The sequence below is a fragment of the Streptococcus sp. C300 genome (assembly GCF_000187645.1).
GTDB lineage: Bacteria > Bacillota > Bacilli > Lactobacillales > Streptococcaceae > Streptococcus > Streptococcus oralis_CQ.
Window position 1 is genome coordinate 93767 of the sequence record NZ_GL732467.1, and the last position, 17711, is coordinate 111477.

At 39.3% G+C, this 17711-nt stretch carries 18 protein-coding genes; 8 read left to right on the top strand and 10 right to left on the bottom strand.

Annotated elements, in window-relative coordinates; all coding sequences use genetic code 11:
• Positions 1-117: 117 nt before the first annotated feature.
• Positions 118-1788, bottom strand: coding sequence for a formate--tetrahydrofolate ligase (locus HMPREF0849_RS05250; RefSeq protein ID WP_000845267.1), 1671 nt, complete (start codon positions 1786-1788; stop codon positions 118-120).
• A gap of 228 nt (positions 1789-2016) precedes the next feature.
• Here HMPREF0849_RS05250 and coaB point away from each other — a divergent pair, with 228 nt between their 5' ends.
• From coaB to HMPREF0849_RS05265, 3 genes are read left to right on the top strand one after another with little or no spacing between them, the layout of a single operon-like run.
• Positions 2017-2706 carry a phosphopantothenate--cysteine ligase gene (gene coaB, locus HMPREF0849_RS05255; protein ID WP_000699507.1) on the top strand — a complete coding sequence of 230 codons (690 nt, stop codon included), beginning with the start codon at positions 2017-2019 and terminating at the stop codon, positions 2704-2706.
• 11 nt (positions 2707-2717) lie between these two features.
• The gene (coaC, locus tag HMPREF0849_RS05260; RefSeq protein ID WP_001274064.1) at positions 2718-3269 is read left to right on the top strand and encodes a phosphopantothenoylcysteine decarboxylase; all 552 of its coding nucleotides are present in this window, start codon (positions 2718-2720) and stop codon (positions 3267-3269) included.
• Positions 3253-3816: an ECF transporter S component gene (locus tag HMPREF0849_RS05265; RefSeq protein WP_001042717.1), complete on the top strand. Its 564-nt coding sequence runs from the start codon at positions 3253-3255 to the stop codon at positions 3814-3816. The genes coaC and HMPREF0849_RS05265 overlap by 17 nt, the downstream gene beginning before the upstream one ends.
• 38 nt (positions 3817-3854) lie before the next feature.
• On the opposite strand, the gene HMPREF0849_RS05270 is transcribed toward HMPREF0849_RS05265, so the two are convergent.
• Complete coding sequence (locus HMPREF0849_RS05270) at positions 3855-4214, bottom strand: hypothetical protein (protein ID WP_000600202.1); 360 nt, start codon at positions 4212-4214, stop codon at positions 3855-3857.
• A 135-nt stretch (positions 4215-4349) separates the two neighbouring features.
• Between HMPREF0849_RS05270 and HMPREF0849_RS05275 the strand changes: the two genes are divergently transcribed.
• The gene (locus HMPREF0849_RS05275; RefSeq protein ID WP_000354639.1) at positions 4350-4877 is read left to right on the top strand and encodes an ECF transporter S component; all 528 of its coding nucleotides are present in this window, start codon (positions 4350-4352) and stop codon (positions 4875-4877) included.
• Between the two features lie 11 nt (positions 4878-4888).
• A complete protein-coding gene (locus tag HMPREF0849_RS05280; RefSeq protein WP_000159158.1) occupies positions 4889-5404 on the top strand; it encodes a transcription repressor NadR in 516 nt (171 codons plus the stop codon).
• Here HMPREF0849_RS05280 and HMPREF0849_RS05285 read toward each other — a convergent pair.
• The 7 genes from HMPREF0849_RS05285 to uvrB form a co-directional block, all read right to left on the bottom strand.
• Complete coding sequence (locus HMPREF0849_RS05285) at positions 5401-5868, bottom strand: 8-oxo-dGTP diphosphatase (RefSeq protein WP_000091519.1); 468 nt, start codon at positions 5866-5868, stop codon at positions 5401-5403. The genes HMPREF0849_RS05280 and HMPREF0849_RS05285 overlap by 4 nt on opposite strands.
• Positions 5869-5893: 25 nt before the next feature.
• Positions 5894-6331, bottom strand: a complete 438-nt coding sequence (locus HMPREF0849_RS05290) for a hypothetical protein (RefSeq protein WP_000159689.1) — start codon at positions 6329-6331, stop codon at positions 5894-5896.
• The gene (locus HMPREF0849_RS05295; protein ID WP_000440208.1) at positions 6309-6866 is read right to left on the bottom strand and encodes a hypothetical protein; all 558 of its coding nucleotides are present in this window, start codon (positions 6864-6866) and stop codon (positions 6309-6311) included. The genes HMPREF0849_RS05290 and HMPREF0849_RS05295 overlap by 23 nt, the downstream gene beginning before the upstream one ends.
• Positions 6867-7361: 495 nt before the next feature.
• Positions 7362-7865 carry a hypothetical protein gene (locus HMPREF0849_RS05305; RefSeq protein ID WP_001049398.1) on the bottom strand — a complete coding sequence of 168 codons (504 nt, stop codon included), beginning with the start codon at positions 7863-7865 and terminating at the stop codon, positions 7362-7364.
• 203 nt (positions 7866-8068) lie between these two features.
• A complete protein-coding gene (locus HMPREF0849_RS05310; protein ID WP_009013624.1) occupies positions 8069-9430 on the bottom strand; it encodes a DUF2971 domain-containing protein in 1362 nt (453 codons plus the stop codon).
• A gap of 122 nt (positions 9431-9552) precedes the next feature.
• Positions 9553-9882 (bottom strand): hypothetical protein, encoded by a 330-nt coding sequence (locus HMPREF0849_RS05315; RefSeq protein WP_000352019.1) that lies wholly within the window; start codon positions 9880-9882, stop codon positions 9553-9555.
• Positions 9883-9899: 17 nt separating this feature from the next.
• Positions 9900-11888 (bottom strand): excinuclease ABC subunit UvrB, encoded by a 1989-nt coding sequence (uvrB, locus tag HMPREF0849_RS05320; protein ID WP_000610437.1) that lies wholly within the window; start codon positions 11886-11888, stop codon positions 9900-9902.
• A 180-nt stretch (positions 11889-12068) separates the two neighbouring features.
• Here uvrB and HMPREF0849_RS05325 point away from each other — a divergent pair, with 180 nt between their 5' ends.
• The 3 genes from HMPREF0849_RS05325 to zwf all read left to right on the top strand — a co-directional run bounded on the left by HMPREF0849_RS05325 (position 12069) and on the right by zwf (position 16611).
• Positions 12069-14234 carry an ABC transporter substrate-binding protein/permease gene (locus HMPREF0849_RS05325; protein ID WP_000727027.1) on the top strand — a complete coding sequence of 722 codons (2166 nt, stop codon included), beginning with the start codon at positions 12069-12071 and terminating at the stop codon, positions 14232-14234.
• On the top strand, positions 14234-14974 hold the full coding sequence (locus tag HMPREF0849_RS05330) for an amino acid ABC transporter ATP-binding protein (protein WP_001096337.1): 741 nt from the start codon (positions 14234-14236) through the stop codon (positions 14972-14974). Before HMPREF0849_RS05325 ends, HMPREF0849_RS05330 begins: the two co-directional genes overlap by 1 nt.
• A gap of 149 nt (positions 14975-15123) precedes the next feature.
• Positions 15124-16611: a glucose-6-phosphate dehydrogenase gene (gene zwf, locus HMPREF0849_RS05335; RefSeq protein ID WP_000096116.1), complete on the top strand. Its 1488-nt coding sequence runs from the start codon at positions 15124-15126 to the stop codon at positions 16609-16611.
• A gap of 44 nt (positions 16612-16655) precedes the next feature.
• On the opposite strand, the gene ftsY is transcribed toward zwf, so the two are convergent.
• The coding region (gene ftsY / locus HMPREF0849_RS05340; RefSeq protein WP_009013625.1) for a signal recognition particle-docking protein FtsY at positions 16656-17711 on the bottom strand (1056 nt) is incomplete at its 5' end.

A 17711-nucleotide genomic window follows, 5' to 3' on the forward strand; every position in this document is an offset into this window, starting at 1 on the left:
CTAGACTGATTGCGTCTAGAAAGTAACTCTATTATCAGCTGAAGACAACTCCTTAAAGCTAGATAAAAAAATGAGCTTGGATATTATTTCCAAACTCATTTTAATTCAATTAAACTATTAGAACAATCCTAGAACAGTTCCGTCGCTTTCAACATCCATATTAAGAGCGGCTGGTCGTTTTGGAAGGCCTGGCATGGTCATGACATCACCAGTTAGGGCAACAATAAAGCCTGCCCCTAATTTTGGTACCAATTCACGAATGGTAATTTCAAAGTTTTCTGGTGCTCCAAGTGCATTTGGATTGTCTGAGAAACTGTACTGAGTTTTAGCCATACAGATTGGCAATTTGTCCCATCCGTTTTGAACGATTTGAGCGATTTGTGTTTGAGCTTTCTTCTCAAAGTTCACTTTGCTACCACGATAGATTTCAGTAACAATCTTTTCAATCTTTTCTTGGACAGAAAGGTCATTGTCATAAAGACGAGTGTAGTTGGCTGGATTTTCAGAGATTGTCTTGACAAGTGTTTCGGCAAGTGTTACACCACCTTCTGCGCCATCAGCCCAGACACTAGCCAATTCTACTGGTACATCGATTGAGGCACAAAGTTCCTTCAAGGCTGCGATTTCAGCCTCTGTATCAGAAACAAATTCATTGATAGCTACAACTGCTGGAATACCGAACTTACGGATGTTCTCAACGTGGCGTTTCAAGTTAGCAAAACCTGCACGAACTGCTTCTACATTTTCCTCTGTAAGAGCGTCCTTAGCTACACCACCATTCATCTTAAGGGCACGGAGAGTTGCGACGATGACAACAGCATCTGGAGATGCTGGCAAGTTTGGTGTCTTAATGTCAAGGAATTTCTCAGCACCAAGGTCCGCACCAAAACCAGCTTCAGTAACAGTATAATCAGCCAAGTGAAGGGCTGTGCTTGTTGCCAAAACAGAGTTACATCCATGAGCGATATTGGCAAATGGACCACCGTGTACAAAGGCAGGTGTACCGTAAATTGTCTGAACCAAGTTCGGTTTGATAGCATCTTTCAAAATCAATGCTAATGCTCCCTCAATCTGTAAATCACCAACAGTAACTGGTGTACGGTCATAGCGATAGCCAATAACGATATTCGCCAAACGACGTTTCAAGTCCTCGATGTCCGTTGCCAAGCAAAGAATGGCCATGATTTCTGAAGCAACTGTAATATCAAAACCATCCTCACGAGGAATACTGTTTAGAGGACCACCAAGTCCAACGGTTACATGACGAAGGGCGCGGTCGTTCAAGTCCACTACACGTTTCCAGAGAATACGACGTTGGTCGATTCCCAGCTCATTTCCTTGGTGCAAGTGATTGTCAATCAAGGCTGAAAGAGCATTGTTGGCTGTTGTAATGGCATGCATATCCCCGGTAAAGTGAAGGTTGATGTCCTCCATTGGAAGCACTTGGGCGTAACCACCACCAGCTGCACCACCCTTAATCCCCATGACTGGACCAAGAGATGGTTCGCGGATAGCAATCATGGTTTTTTTGCCAATCTTGTTCAAGGCATCCGCAAGACCAATGGTAATAGTTGATTTTCCTTCACCTGCTGGAGTTGGATTGATGGCAGTAACCAAGATTAATTTCCCAACTGGATTGCTCTCAACTGCACGAATTTTATCAAAGCTGAGTTTAGCCTTATACTTCCCGTACAATTCCAAATCGTCGTAAGAAATACCAAGTTTCTCAACAACATCAACGATTGGTTTCAACTCAATACTCTGTGCGATTTCAATATCTGTTTTCATTCAAAACTCCTCTAACCTCTAATGTGATAATTCATTATATCACAAAACAAGATTTTTAACATCCATAAACTCTCTAAACGTTCGTAAATATCATTGTTTTAAAGATTTTTAGGGCTCTTTTGAAAATTTTATATGGCTTTATAGTTATAAACTATAGTGTAGCTTCGTTTTTCCAAAAATTTATCGCTTTCATTTTACTTACTGTTTATTTTTGTGTACAATAGTCCTATGAAAATTTTAGTTACGTCAGGCGGCACAAGTGAAGCAATCGATAGCGTCCGCTCTATCACGAATCACTCGACTGGTCGCTTGGGGAAAATTATTACCGAAACCCTACTTGCTGCTGGTCATGAGATTTGTCTGATTACTACTCCTAGTGCTCTTAAGCCAGAACCTCATCGCCATCTAACCATTCTAGAAATCAAAAATACGAATGATCTTCTTTTAGAGATGAAAAAGTGTGTTCAAGATTATCAGGTCTTGATTCATTCGATGGCAGTTTCTGACTACACTCCTGTTTATATGACGGGACTAGATGAAGTTAAGACGAGCTCTAATCTGGAAGAATTATTAGACAAGCAAAATATAGAAGCTAAGATTTCTTCAACTGATGAAGTTCAGGTTTTGTTCCTTAAAAAGACTCCAAAAATCATCTCTCTAGTCAAGGAATGGAATCCTGCCATTCATCTGATTGGGTTTAAATTGCTGGTTGATGTCTCTGAGGATTATCTCATTGAGATCGCACGAAAGAGTCTTATCAAGAACCAAGCAGACTTAATCATTGCAAATGACCTGACTCAAATTTCAGCAAATCAGCATCGCGCAATCTTTGTTGAGAAAGAGGAACTCCAAACCGTTCAAACCAAAGAGGAAATTGCAAACCTCCTCCTTGAAAAAATTCAAGCATACGATTCATAGAAAGGAAAGCCATGGCAAATATTCTCATCGCAGTGACAGGTTCCATTGCCTCCTATAAATCAGCTGGCCTAGTCAGTTCCTTGAAGAAACAAGGCCATCAGGTCACTGTCTTAATGACTGAGGCAGCGAGAGAGTTTATCCAACCGTTAACACTACAGGTCCTCTCTCAAAATCCTGTCCACCTTGATATCATGAAGGAACCTTATCCTGATCAAGTCAATCATATCGAACTAGGCAAAAGCACTGACCTTTTTATTGTAGCTCCTGCTACTGCTAATACTATTGCCAAACTAGCCCACGGATTTGCGGACAACATGGTGACAAGCACAGCGCTTGCCCTGCCAGAACATGTCAAAAAGTTAGTCGCACCAGCCATGAATACAAAAATGTATGACCATCCAGCAACTCAGGCTAATCTAAAAACATTAGAGACCTATGGTTATCAGATTATCTCTCCAAAAGAATCTCTACTAGCCTGTGGCGATCACGGCAAAGGCGCCCTAGCTGACCTGAATACTATTTTAGAAAGAATAAAGGAAACCCTCGATGAACAAACGCTCTAACATTGCTCCAATTGCTATCTTTTTTGCAGTTATGCTCGTTATCCACTTTTTGAGCTCTCTCCTATTTAATCTTTTCCCATTTCCAATTAAACCAACTATCGTTCATATTCCAGTCATTATTGCTAGTATCATCTATGGTCCTCGCGTTGGAGTTACACTTGGTTTTTTGATGGGACTGCTAAGCTTAACGGTAAATACGATTACGATTCTACCAACCAGCTACCTCTTCTCACCTTTCGTACCGAATGGAAACATCTATTCTGCGATTATCGCTATTGTCCCTCGCATTTTGATCGGTCTGACACCTTACTTGGTTTATAAATTATTAAAAAACAGAACGGGTCTCATCTTTGCTGGTGCTCTCGGTTCCCTTACAAACACCGTCTTTGTTCTTGGGGGAATCTTCTTCCTTTTTGGAAATGTCTTCGACGGCAATATTCAAAAACTCCTGGCAACCGTTATTTCTACAAACTCAATTGCCGAGCTTGTCATTTCTGCCGTTCTAACAGTAGCAATTGTCCCACGTTTACAAACCTTGAAAAAATAAAACAACTCCACTTTCGTCCTGAAGGTGGAGTTTAGCATTTAAAACATAAGAAACATCAATAGAATGTGAAAGCCAAAGCGCAGAAGTTGATGCGAAAGCGGTGTAGGTTGCTGACTTTTCTGGCTATCCAAGTATAGGGTTAGTGATAGTAAAACCAAACCAAATGCAATCACCAATCTGACGAAATAAGCAATTTCTAGTATTGCTGCCATCAAAAGAAAACCTAATAAAGGAAGGCTAAAGAGTGAAACAGCCAGACTGCTTGCTAATAGAGAGAGTATCGAAAGGACTAATAAACTATAAACTAGGAAACGAGTCCAACCTGAGACTACTTTCCCTTCGCTTTTCTGTTTTGACATTATCACGATTACCACGATTAGGTAAACAAAAAGTATCATCACGATTTCTCCTCAGTTCCTATTATTCTTTATCACATTTTAACCAAATTTTCCTGAAAAATCAATAATACTTCTTGACTTGATTGGTGATTTATTGTACTATACTTGTGTATATACAGATAAATGGAGGTTCTTATGGATATACGGAAAAAAACGCAGTTTATGACTATGACTGCCCTACTCACTGCAATAGCGATTTTGATTCCAATCATTATGCCTTTTAAAATCGTTATCCCACCGGCTTCTTACACCTTGGGAAGTCATATCCCCATCTTTATCGCCATGTTTCTTTCGCCTTTGATGGCTGCTTTTGTGATTATTGCTTCCAGTTTCGGTTTCCTGATGGCTGGCTATCCGCCTGTTATTGTACTTCGTGCCTTCTCTCACATTGTTTTTGGTACTTTGGGGGCTTTGTACTTAAAGAAATTCCCTGAAACCTTGGATAAACCAAAGGCGTCTTGGATTTTTAACTTTGTTTTGGGTGTTGTTCATGCTATCGCTGAAGTAATAGCTTGTATCATCTTTTATGCTACTTCAGGGACAAATGTTGAAAATATGTTTTATGTTCTCTTTGTCCTAGTTGGTTTTGGCACAATCGTCCATAGTATGGTAGACTATACATTAGCACTAGCTGTCTATAAAGTGCTTCGAAAACGTCGCTAAAAGGAAAAACTATGACAAAGGATCGCAAACAAGCTCTTCTCAAACTGTTAAAAGAGGCGCCAAAAGCTCTCAATGGTCAAACCTTGGCTGAGCACTTCCATGTTACTCGTCAGGTCATTGTACAGGACATCGCTATTCTCCGAGCAGATGGAGCTCCTATCCTATCCACCAATCGTGGCTATATCTACAAAGAAAATGATGCCAGCCCCTACGTCCACAAACTCTTTAAAGTGAAACATGAACTGGAAGAAATCGGTCAGGAACTACTAGCTATTGTAGATAATGGCGGACGCGTTCAAAATATCTTAATCGATCATCCCGTTTATGGCGAAATTGAAACCCTACTCAAACTCACTTGTCGCCGAGATGTCCAGCACTTTCTGGAACAAGTCGAGAATTCAGACTTTAGACCCCTTTCTGAATTGACAGACGGCATCCATTACCACCTTGTTGAAGCCGAGACACAACAAGACCTCCACTATATCGAGGAGGCCTTGGATCAGTTGGGTTATTTGGTAAAAGACTAGAAAATTTCTTTCTCCCAGCCGTCCTCTGTACGGTGGCGATAGAAGAACTCAGACTTGTCAGGTGCTTCCATCATTTCCATCAGAGGCAACATATCATAGGCCAGATCCAAATTTGGAATCTGGTCTTTTTGTACCCAAGATACTTCTCCTTCTTCTGAGGATTGGAGACTTCCAGTAAACTCTGTCGCCTTATAACAAACAACGATGTAGCGCCCACCTGTATCTAAGGGCCAGTTTTTAATGCCGACCAGTTGGGGATTCTGAATGGTCAAACCAGTTTCTTCATAAATCTCACGAATGACAGACTCGGCAAAGGCCTCGCCATTCTCAACATGTCCTCCTGGAAAGGCATAGCCAGACCAGCGATTGTTTTCAGGAGAGCGATATTGCATTAGGACTTTACCTCGCGCCTTATCTTCGACAAGGCAGATGTTTGTTAGGATTGTTTTTTGGGAACGTGACATGGATTCACTCACTTTCTATTTGTTATTATTCATCTCGATATTTTACTTCGGACTTCATGATAAAGGGATTAATCAATTCATGATGGTCATAAGTAGTACGGGCCAAAAAACCTCTAGCAATGATGATTTCCTTATCTTCTATGCGATAGTCTATATTGATAGGGACGGCTGGATCCGAGATAACTGATAAAACAAAAAATGCTGCAAACCAAAGGTAAAATGTCACCAATCCACTAAATACTTGAAAAATAAGGTGATACCATTTAGCATCTCTTGTTCTATAAAAGATTCTCCAAGGATGGATTAGGAAGGTCAAACAAAGAATGAAAAACCAACTATTCCACAAAATCGGCGTAAAAGATAGTCCAAAAACCAGCAACACCAAATGAAGAACCACAAAGGTCAGCAAAGCTAAATAAAGTGTCTTAAACGAAATTAACTTAGTTAGATTTTCTTTTGTCATGATTTTTCCTCTTTTTGTCATTATATTTCAAAATCACCATCAATATCGCTGGAATGATGAAAAAGATTAGATAGGTAGCAATTGGAAGCCAGATGTAGCGATAATCAACAGATAATAAGGAAGGATTTTTTTTAACATTTCTCCCTTTCACCCCAACAAGTAAGTGGAGGAGAAAAATAGGTCCATTTATGTATAGAAAAGCTTTTAAAAATCCTTGTACTGAAGCCTTATTGCTAAAACCATCTCTAAAAATACCTTGATAAAGTGTGTGAACCAAAAAGACAAAATTCATAATAATTGGCAAGACATAGGACATTTCTTGATATGGTTTCGGGATAAGTGACGTCCCGAACAATACATACATGATACCAAAAATAGATAATAATATTATACCACCATCCATAAAAGAAGCAATCTTTGAATGTCTTTCCTGCCACAATTGGACGTGAGCTACCAAAGAATACTTTTTCTGGATTTTTCTCATTTGTCTGTTCTGTTGTTTGATCTTCTTTTGTCTCTTAGTCTTTCGTTCCATTTACGCCTCCTTCTTCTCTTTTCTATCCGTATAATCAAAAGCAGAATTCCCAGCCCCAAGAAAAAGAAAAATAGATAACTTACAATAGGAACCCAGACATAGGCTGGATCCATAGAAATTATAGGAGGGAAATTCGTTGACTTACGACGTCCTAGCCAATTCAGACCTACCAAGAGATGAAAGGGAAAAAGAAGACCATTGAACCCAATAAATCCCCATGAAAAGTAACGCCATTTCTGAAGTTTATCACTACTAAAACGAAAGACAAGGAAATAGGTTGATAAGATCAGAAGGATAAGATTGAAGCTTAAGGGGGAAAGATAGTTCATGCTCGGTAATAGATAACTAATGTAAGAGGCGGCAAGAAATGATACAAACATAGATCCAAATAATACACTCGTATCCAAAAGTTGAGCAATCCTTCTGTGCCTTTCCATCCAAAGAAAAATCCTCTTAGTCCAAGAAGACTTTTCTTTTGTCTTATACTTCATTTGCCTACTCATCTTCATTTTCATCTACTCCTTTTTTTGAACCTTTAGAGAGAAAGAAGATTGCCAGAGTTAACATCAAGACTAGAAGGTAGACAACAATAGGAAACCAGATATAGGATGACTCCAGTGAAAACAAAGGTGACAGAACAACTCTTCCTCTTTTTCTCACGCCAATCAGTTGAAAAATGAAGCTAAGGATATTGATATAAATAAAGGGTTCACAAAATCTTTTAAGGGTCCTTTCTTTTTCAGTTTTCACTGACAAAAAGAGAGCATAGAACCTATTACCCAAAATAAAAAGATTCAATTGCAAGGGAAATAAAAGCTCTCTGTACCGAAAATCAGCTGGAATGCTTTTGTTCTGTGATGTTGTAAATTCTATAACTAGGAACAAGATGATATAAAAGACAATATCAAGCATAAATTTGACAAATCGATGCCCTTGTAACCAAAAACGAACAGAATCTAACCCTGATGACTTCTTATACTTCGTCTCTTTCAAATTCATAATAACTTCTTTCCATTTAAAATATCTGCTAAAACGTGATTGTTTGTTGATTGTACAATATGAAAACAAATCAACTTTTAAGAATAGATGGTCTAAGTTCAAAGCCAAACTTTAATATTTAAAATTTTCCAATTAAGTCTGCAATATCTATTTTAATCTCACTAAATTCTCTAAAACACCTTCTGCTTTAAGTTATCCTCAACTCAACGATAAGGAATCTTTGAACTTTCTATCTCTATATCAGGATTGGCAAGTTTGAGATAAGGAGCAATATAGTCTGCATCCGTAACCTTCGGACCTAGAATTACTTTTGAATATTTCAATGGTAATAAATTGATGTATACAAATAAAGCATATCTCCCATCTTCCTTTGATTCTAAGTGAATATATTTCCTAAAATCTTTATAACCAGATTTCTCATTTTCACTAAGTCCAATACCACCTGATAAAACTCTGAGTTCTTCAATTTCGATCCTATCATCTGTTATGAGTTTGGGATTTAGTCGTCTTTCAATTTCTGAATCATCAAAGTTGATTAAAATACGATACTCACTCTCATATTCATAATCGGATACCTTAAAAAGATAGGATATTTTTGCTAAATTTTTAAAGATATTTGACTGTACCTTCCTACTTTCTTCAGTATGTCTAGCCTTTAATTCTTGAATTAACTCTTTTAAGTCATTAAGCTTTTGTATAATATCAGAATCGTCTTCTCTCGTACTGTTTAAATAGAATATTCTCACAAACTCTAAGGAGTCATGCTCAATAATTTGTTGTAAATACTTTTTATCGTACTGTAGAAATGCTCCTTTAGATTCTTCTGCATATTCTTTCCACATGGGAAGACTATCAGATATAGTTGTCATCGAAGATAGAAAGACATTGGAACTCTGATAGCAGTCCGAGGAGTTTTCTATTTCCAAGTAGTCATAGATGGCTCTTCCTTCCATAGGATCATTTAATTGTTTAGAATTTGTTAATCTCAAATACGCAGGTTCACTTGAATTACCAGATTTTATCGTTTTAATTAAGTGGTTCGTTAAAGTTTCAATTTTAGTATAATGACCATATTCTTCACTATTATCAAGATCTTGAGCATTAATTGTCAAAAGTGCTCGAATTTTATCAATAAGAGTATTTGCAAATTCTTCCAAAACATCTTCATGAAAATCTTGTAAAGTTACTACATCTTCATCATTTATTTCATCTGCTTTCTCCAATAAATTATAAATTGTACTCTTCCTAATATCTGAATCAGTATATTTTAGTATAGTTTGAAGTGTTTCTATAGATTCCTTGATAATATCATAGTCTTTTGTCTCTAACCACGATAAATAATGTCTTACACTATAATTATCAGGATTCATTTTATAGAAGCTATTAATTAAATATAAATGTTCCGACTTAAAAATCTTTAATAGAATATCAAGGTGAAAATAACTAATACTTATAGAAGCAAACAGAAATTTTAAAAGAATCATATCAATAATAGATCCCAAATCTTGTTTTATTTTTTCTTTCAGTCTTTCAGAACCTTCACCTCTTTCAAAAATGATAATCATTATATCGAGTATTTGAGCACAAGTAGATTTATTGATGTCATTTAAGTCTTGATTTTTGATACGATTAATAACTGTGAAAAATATACTATTATCATTGAAAAAGTCTTGACAATCTTCTACTCCTAAATTTTTTTCAAATAGTCGTTCAAAGATCGGAAGTAATTATTTAGTATATACACACTAATAAATGTTTCATTGTTTTCTTTAAATAATAATTCTGTCTCTAATAAAACTTTTTTTAAAATTGTTTCATCGACAAATTTACTAAATTCATGTAATATATATAAAGTTGTTTCTAATTTTTCCCATTTTTCTTTTGGAGGAAATTGTAAAAAAGCTTCCATTATGTCATTAATATTCTCTACTTTACTATCTAAATCATCTAAAGACTGTATAGTATTTTTCAACTCAAAATAGCGAGCACCTTTTTTATAATCATCTAATATATCCATTTCTTTTTACTCCTGCACTAATCCAACGCCTTCACTTCCAACATCATGTCACGTATCTGAGCTGCCAGTTCAAAATCAAGTACTTCGACGGCTTCTTGCATTTGTTTTTCCAGTTTCTTGACGAGTTCTTTGCGTTCTTGTTTGTTGAGGCTATTGATATCGACTTCCTTGTCCTCTTCCTTAGAAACTGCCTTGGTCACGGCAATAAGATCACGGATTTCTTTCTTAATGGTTTGAGGTACGATACCATGCTCTTCATTATAAGCCATCTGGATTTTCCGACGGCGGGCAGTTTCATCGATGGCTCGTTGCATAGATTGAGTCATCGTGTCCGCATACATGATGACATGGCCTTCGCTATTACGGGCAGCACGGCCAATAGTCTGGATGAGTCCACGTTCGTTACGAAGGAAACCTTCCTTATCAGCATCGAGAATGGCAACCAAGCTTACCTCAGGAACGTCAATCCCTTCGCGGAGCAGGTTGATTCCGACCAAGACATCAAAGACACCCAAGCGTAGGTCACGGATTATCTCCGTCCGTTCCAAGGTCTTGATGTCCGAGTGCATGTACTTGACCTTGATGCCCATTTCTTTGAAGTAGTCGGTCAAGTCTTCTGCCATTTTCTTGGTCAAGGTGGTAATAAAGGTTCGCTCATTCTTTTCAACACGGGCATTGATTTCACCTAGGAGGTCATCAATCTGTCCCATAGTTGGACGGACTTCCACTTCAGGATCTAGAAGTCCTGTCGGACGAATGATTTGCTCAATCACTGTCTCGGTCTGTTCATTTTCATAGTCACCTGGTGTCGCTGAAACGTAAACAATCTGATGAACATGACTCTCAAACTCCTCCCGACGGAGAGGACGATTATCTAAGGCAGACGGCAAACGGAAACCATAATTGACCAACATTTCCTTACGAGAACGGTCTCCATTGTACATGCCCTTAATCTGCCCCATGGTCATGTGACTTTCATCAATCATGATCAAGAAATCATCTGGGAAAAAGTCAAGAAGCGTATAAGGAGGCTCTCCTTCGCTACGACCATCCATGTGGCGTGAGTAGTTTTCAACACCGTTGGTATAGCCCATCTCACGTAACATCTCAATATCATACTCTGTTCGCTGTTTCAAACGCTGGGCTTCTAGCAGTTTGCCTTCCTTCTCAAAGACAGCTAACTGCTCTTCTAATTCTGCTTGAATTTTCGCAATCGCAACTTCCATGTGGTCATCATTGGTCACAAAGTGAGTGGCAGGGAAAATCGCCAAATGATCTACTTCTCCCAATACCTGACCTGTCAAAGCCTCAACCTCACGGATACGGTCAATCTCATCCCCGAAAAACTCTACTCGAAAAGCGTGTTCATCTCGGGAAGCTGGGAAAATCTCCACCACATCCCCACGAACGCGAAATCTTCCCCGTTGGAAATCAATATCATTGCGTTCAAACTGAATATCGACCAAGTCATTCAAAAGTTTATCACGAGAAATCTCCAGACCTGGACGCAGACTAACCACGCTATCAGAGTATTCCTTAGGCGAACCCAAACCATAGATACAAGAGACTGAAGCCACAACGATGACATCATTGCGCTCCAGAAGTGCTGAAGTCGCTGAGTGACGGAGCTTGTCAATCTCATCATTAACCGAGCTATCCTTCTCTATATAGGTATCGCTTGAAGGGACATAGGCCTCAGGTTGGTAATAATCATAGTAGGACACAAAGTACTCAACAGCATTTTCAGGGAAAAATTCCTTAAACTCCCCATAGAGCTGACCAGCTAGGGTTTTGTTGTGGGCAATGACCAAAGTTGGTTTATTGACTTTGGAAATGACCTGACTCATGGTATAGGTCTTCCCTGTACCCGTCGCCCCCATCAAAATCTGAGCCTTTTCTCCACCCTCGATATTGTCAACCAACTGCTCAATCGCTTGGGGTTGATCTCCTGAAGGTTCATATTTTGATACTAGTTTAAATGTATTATCTGTAATTCGATTAATCATGATTGCCTCATCTGCATTTTTCTATCCTTCTATTTTACCATAAATTTACTTTTCAGACTCTTCTCTAGGTTGATGAGAGCAAGGATTCTATGTTACATTTTCTTACATAAAATCCATAAAATTTGCCTTTTCATTCATTTTCTGATATAATGGGAAAATATTCGGAAAAGGAGACTAAAAATGAAGAAAAAAATACTAGCATATTTGCTCATTTTATTTCCCATTTTCTCACTAGGTATGGCAAAAGCTGATACTGTTAAGATTGTGTCTGATACAGCTTACGCACCTTTTGAGTTTAAAGATTCAGATCAAACCTATAAAGGGATTGATGTTGATATTATCAATAAAGTCGCAGAAATCAAAGGATGGAACATCCAAATGTCTTATCCTGGCTTTGATGCAGCTGTAAATGCAGTGCAGTCAGGTCAAGCAGATGCTATTATGGCAGGTATGACAAAAACAAAAGAACGTGAAAATGTCTTTACCATGTCTGATACCTATTATGATACAAAAGTTGTCATTGCTACCACAAAGGCAAATAAAATCACCAAATATGAGGAACTTAGCGGGAAAACAGTTGGAGTTAAGAACGGAACTGCCGCTCAACGTTTCCTCGAAAGTATCAAAGATAAATACGGTTTCTCTATTAAAACCTTTGATACTGGTGATTTGATGAATAACAGTCTAAGTGCTGGTGCTGTAAATGCCATCATGGATGATAAACCTGTTATCGAGTATGCGATTAACCAAGGACAAGATCTCAGCATCAATATGGATGGTGAGGCTGTTGGAAGCTTTGCCTTTGGTGTCAAGAAAGGGAGCAAGTATGAACACTTGGTTACCGAGTTTAACGAAGCCCTAGCACAAATGAAGAAAGATGGTAGCTTGGAGCAAATCATCCGAAAATGGACAGCTTCTACAACTACGGCAAGCCCAACGACAACTACTGCTGCTGGACAAAAAGCTACTCCAGTGAAAAGCAAGTACATTATTGCCAGCGACTCATCTTTCGCCCCATTCGTCTTTCAAAATTCAAGCAATCAATACACCGGTATTGATATGGACCTTATCAAGGCCATTGCCAAAGATCAAGGTTTTGAAATTGAAATTACCAACCCAGGATTTGACGCAGCCATTAGTGCTGTTCAAGCAGGACAAGCAGATGGTATCATTGCTGGTATGTCTGTAACAGATGCTCGTAAGGAAACCTTCGACTTCTCAGAATCCTACTACACAGCAAATACGATTCTCGGTGTGAAAGAATCAAGCACAATTGCTTCTTATGAAGACCTCAAGGATAAAACTGTCGGTGTTAAAAACGGAACTGCTTCTCAAACGTTCCTTACTGAAAATCAAAGCAAATACGGTTATAAGATTAAAACCTTTGCTGATGGCGCATCAATGTATGACAGTCTGAATACTGGAGCTATTGATGCTGTGATGGATGATGAGCCAGTTCTCAAATATTCTATCAGCCAAGGTCAAAAATTGAAAACACCAATCGCTGGAACTCCAATCGGTGAAACTGCCTTTGCGGTTAAAAAAGGAACAAACCCTGAATTGATCCAGATGTTCAATAACGGACTTGCGAACCTCAAAGCTAACGGTGAATTCCAAAAGATTCTTGACAAGTATCTAGCTAGCGAAACTTCAACTGACTCTACAAGTACAGTTGACGAAACTACTATCTGGGGCTTGCTTCAAAACAACTACAAACAACTTCTTAGTGGACTTGGAATCACTCTTGCTCTAGCTCTTATCTCATTTGCAATTGCCATTGTCATCGGTATTATCTTTGGTATGTTTAGCGTTAGCCCATACAAATCTCTTCGTCTAATCTCTGAGATTTTCGTTGACGTTATCCGTGGTATTCCCTTGATGATTCTTGCAGCCTTCATCTTCTGGGGTATTCCAAACTTCATCGAGTCCATTACAGGCCAACAAAGTCCAATCAATGACTTTGTAGCTGGTACTATTGCCCTCTCACTTAATGCGGCAGCTTATATCGCTGAAATTGTTCGTGGTGGGATTCAAGCTGTTCCAGTTGGGCAAATGGAAGCCAGTCGCAGTCTTGGTATCTCTTATGGAAAAACCATGCGTAAGATTATCTTGCCACAAGCGACTAAATTGATGTTGCCAAACTTCGTCAACCAATTCGTTATCGCTCTTAAAGATACAACCATTGTTTCTGCTATCGGTCTGGTTGAACTTTTCCAAACTGGTAAGATTATCATCGCCCGTAACTACCAAAGTTTCAAGATGTATGCAATCCTTGCTATCTTCTATCTTGTAATTATCACGCTTTTGACTAGACTAGCGAAACGCTTAGAAAAGAGGATTCGTTAATGGCAAAACTAAAAATTGATGTAAATGATTTGCATAAGTATTATGGAAAAAACGAAGTTTTAAAAGGAATTACAACTAAATTCTATGAAGGAGATGTTGTCTGCATCATCGGTCCTTCTGGTTCTGGTAAATCCACATTCCTCCGTAGCCTTAACCTCCTCGAGGAGGTAACGAGTGGCCACATCACAGTGAATGGTTATGATCTGACTGAAAAATCAACCAATGTCGACCATGTTCGCGAGAACGTCGGAATGGTCTTCCAACACTTCAACCTCTTCCCACACATGTCAGTCCTAGAAAATATCACTTTTGCACCTATTGAACACAAACGAATGACCAAAGAAGAAGCTGAAAAATTGGGGATGGAGTTGCTGGAGAAAGTCGGTCTTGCAGACAAGGCTAATGCTAATCCAGATAGCCTTTCAGGTGGTCAGAAACAACGTGTAGCTATCGCTCGTGGACTTGCCATGAATCCTGATATCATGCTCTTTGATGAGCCAACTTCCGCTCTGGACCCTGAAATGGTTGGAGATGTACTGAATGTTATGAAGGAATTGGCGGAACAAGGCATGACCATGATTATCGTAACCCATGAGATGGGATTTGCTCGTCAGGTGGCTAACCGTGTTATCTTTACGGCTGATGGTGAATTCCTGGAAGATGGAACTCCAGATCAAATCTTTGACAACCCGCAGCACCCTCGTTTAAAAGAGTTCTTGGATAAGGTCTTAAATGTATAAAACAAAACTGTAAGGTTCTCCTTACAGTTTTTTAATTGCGTATTGGATTTTTTGTTTTTTTTGAAAATTATGATAAAATAAAAACTATGATAATGAGGAAATCTCATCCCTAGTCCAACTAGGAAAAAATATAGAAATTAGGTAGCTAGATGTCATCAAAGGTTATTGTTACAATTTTCGGTGCGAGTGGAGATTTAGCTAAACGCAAACTCTACCCTTCCCTTTTCAGACTCTATAAATCAGGCAATCTCTCTGAACATTTTGCTGTTATCGGAACAGCTCGTAGACCTTGGAGTAAGGAATATTTTGAATCTGTAGTTGTCGAGTCCATCCTTGATTTGGCAGATAGTACCGAGCAAGCCCAAGAATTTGCTAGCCATTTCTACTATCAAAGCCATGATGTGAATGATACGGAACATTACATTGCTCTGCGTCAATTACAAGCTGAGCTAAATGAAAAATACCAAGCTGAACACAATAAGCTCTTCTTCTTGTCTATGGCACCTCAGTTCTTTGGAACTATTGCCAAGCACCTCAAATCTGAAAACATTGTCGATGGTAAAGGTTTTGAGCGCTTGATCGTTGAGAAACCATTTGGTACAGACTACGAAACAGCTAGCAAACTCAATGAAGATCTCCTTGCGGCCTTTGATGAAGAGCAAATCTACCGTATCGACCATTACCTAGGTAAAGAGATGATTCAGAGTATCTTTGCTGTTCGTTTTGCCAACATGATCTTTGAGAATGTTTGGAATCGCGAACACATCGATAATGTTCAGATTACCTTTGCAGAGCGCTTGGGTGTAGAAGAACGCGGTGGCTACTATGATCAATCTGGTGCCCTTCGTGATATGGTGCAAAACCATACTCTTCAACTCCTCTCTCTTCTAGCCATGGACAAACCAGCTAGCTTTACAAAGGATGAGATTCGTGCTGAAAAGATAAAAGTCTTTAAAAACCTCTATCATCCAACTGAGGAAGAATTGAAAGAACAGTTTATCCGTGGTCAATATCGCTCTGGTAAAATCGATGGCATGAAATACATTTCCTATCGTAGCGAGCCAAACGTCGACCCAGAATCTACAACAGAAACCTTTGCATCTGGTGCCTTCTTTGTAGACAGCGATCGCTTCCGTGGTGTTCCCTTCTTTTTCCGTACAGGGAAACGCCTGACGGAAAAAGGAACTCACGTTAATATCGTCTTTAAGCAAATGGATTCTATCTTTGGAGAACCACTTGCTCCAAACATTTTGACAATCTATATCCAACCAACTGAAGGATTCTCTCTCAGCCTCAATGGGAAGCAAGTCGGAGAAGAATTCAACCTGGCTCCAAGCTCTCTGGATTACCGTACAGATGCTACTGCTACTGGAGCCTCACCAGACCCATACGAGAAATTAATCTACGATGTCTTGAATAACAACTCTACCAATTTTAGCCACTGGGATGAGGTAAGTGCTTCGTGGAAATTGATTGACCGTATCGAAAAGCTCTGGGATGAAAACGGAGCTCCACTCTACGATTATAAAGCTGGAAGCATGGGGCCACAAGCTAGCTTTGACTTACTTGAGAAGTATGGAGCCAAATGGACCTGGCAACCAGATATCGCCTATCGTGAAGATGGCCGTTTAGAATAGCAAAAATATCCTGCAAGATTGACTTGCAGGATATTTATATTGTATTAAATCAAGCCTTCTAAGAGACCCTTCATAAAGTTTTCTGAGTTAAATTCCCCAATATCATCGATTTTTTCACCGAAACCAATCAATTTTACAGGGATATTGAGTTCTTCTCTGATAGCCAGTACAACACCACCTCGGGCAGTTCCGTCAATTTTTGTCAAAACAATTCCAGTCAATGGTGTTATCTTAGAAAATTCCTTAGCTTGCACCAAGGCATTCTGTCCAGTTGAAGCATCAAGGGCAAGGAAGGTTTCATGTGGCGCCTCTGGCACGACACGCTTGATGATGCGACCAATCTTTTCCAACTCAGCCATAAGGTTGTCCTTGTTTTGCAGACGACCTGCTGTATCAATCATGAGAATATCAATCCCTTCAGCTACAGCACGTTCCATCCCATCAAAGACCACACTAGCAGGGTCAGCCTTTTCTGGTCCCGTCACAACAGGAACATCCACACGTCGACCCCATTCAGCTAGCTGGGCCACAGCACCCGCACGGAAGGTATCTGCTGCAACCAGCATGACTTTCTTGCCAGCTTGATTGTAGCGATGAGCCAATTTCCCGATAGAAGTTGTCTTCCCAACACCATTAACACCAACAAAGAGCATGACGGTCAAACCATCTTGGAAGTGGATTTGTTCATCGTAGTTGCCATCCTTCTCATAAAGTTCAACCAATTTCTCGATAATAACACGACGAAGTGCGTCAGGCTTCTTAGCGTTTTCGAGTTTAGCTTCATAGCGTAGTTCTTCTGTTAAGTTTGAAGCGACCTGCACACCGACGTCGCTCATGATGAGCAGTTCTTCCAATTCCTCGAAGAATTCTTCATCGACAGAACGGAAGTTGGCAAAGAAGGCATTCAAACGAGCACCGAATCCTGTACGGGTTTTCTTGAGACTGCGGTCATATTTTTCCTGTACGGTTTCTTCAACCTGAGGAAGTTCTTCTTCTACTACTTCAGAAGCTAACCCTTCTTCGAACTCTACAGTTTCTTGGTTCTCTTCTTCTAGAATTTCTTCCGGCTCTTGGAATTGTTCCAATTCATCAGATTCTAG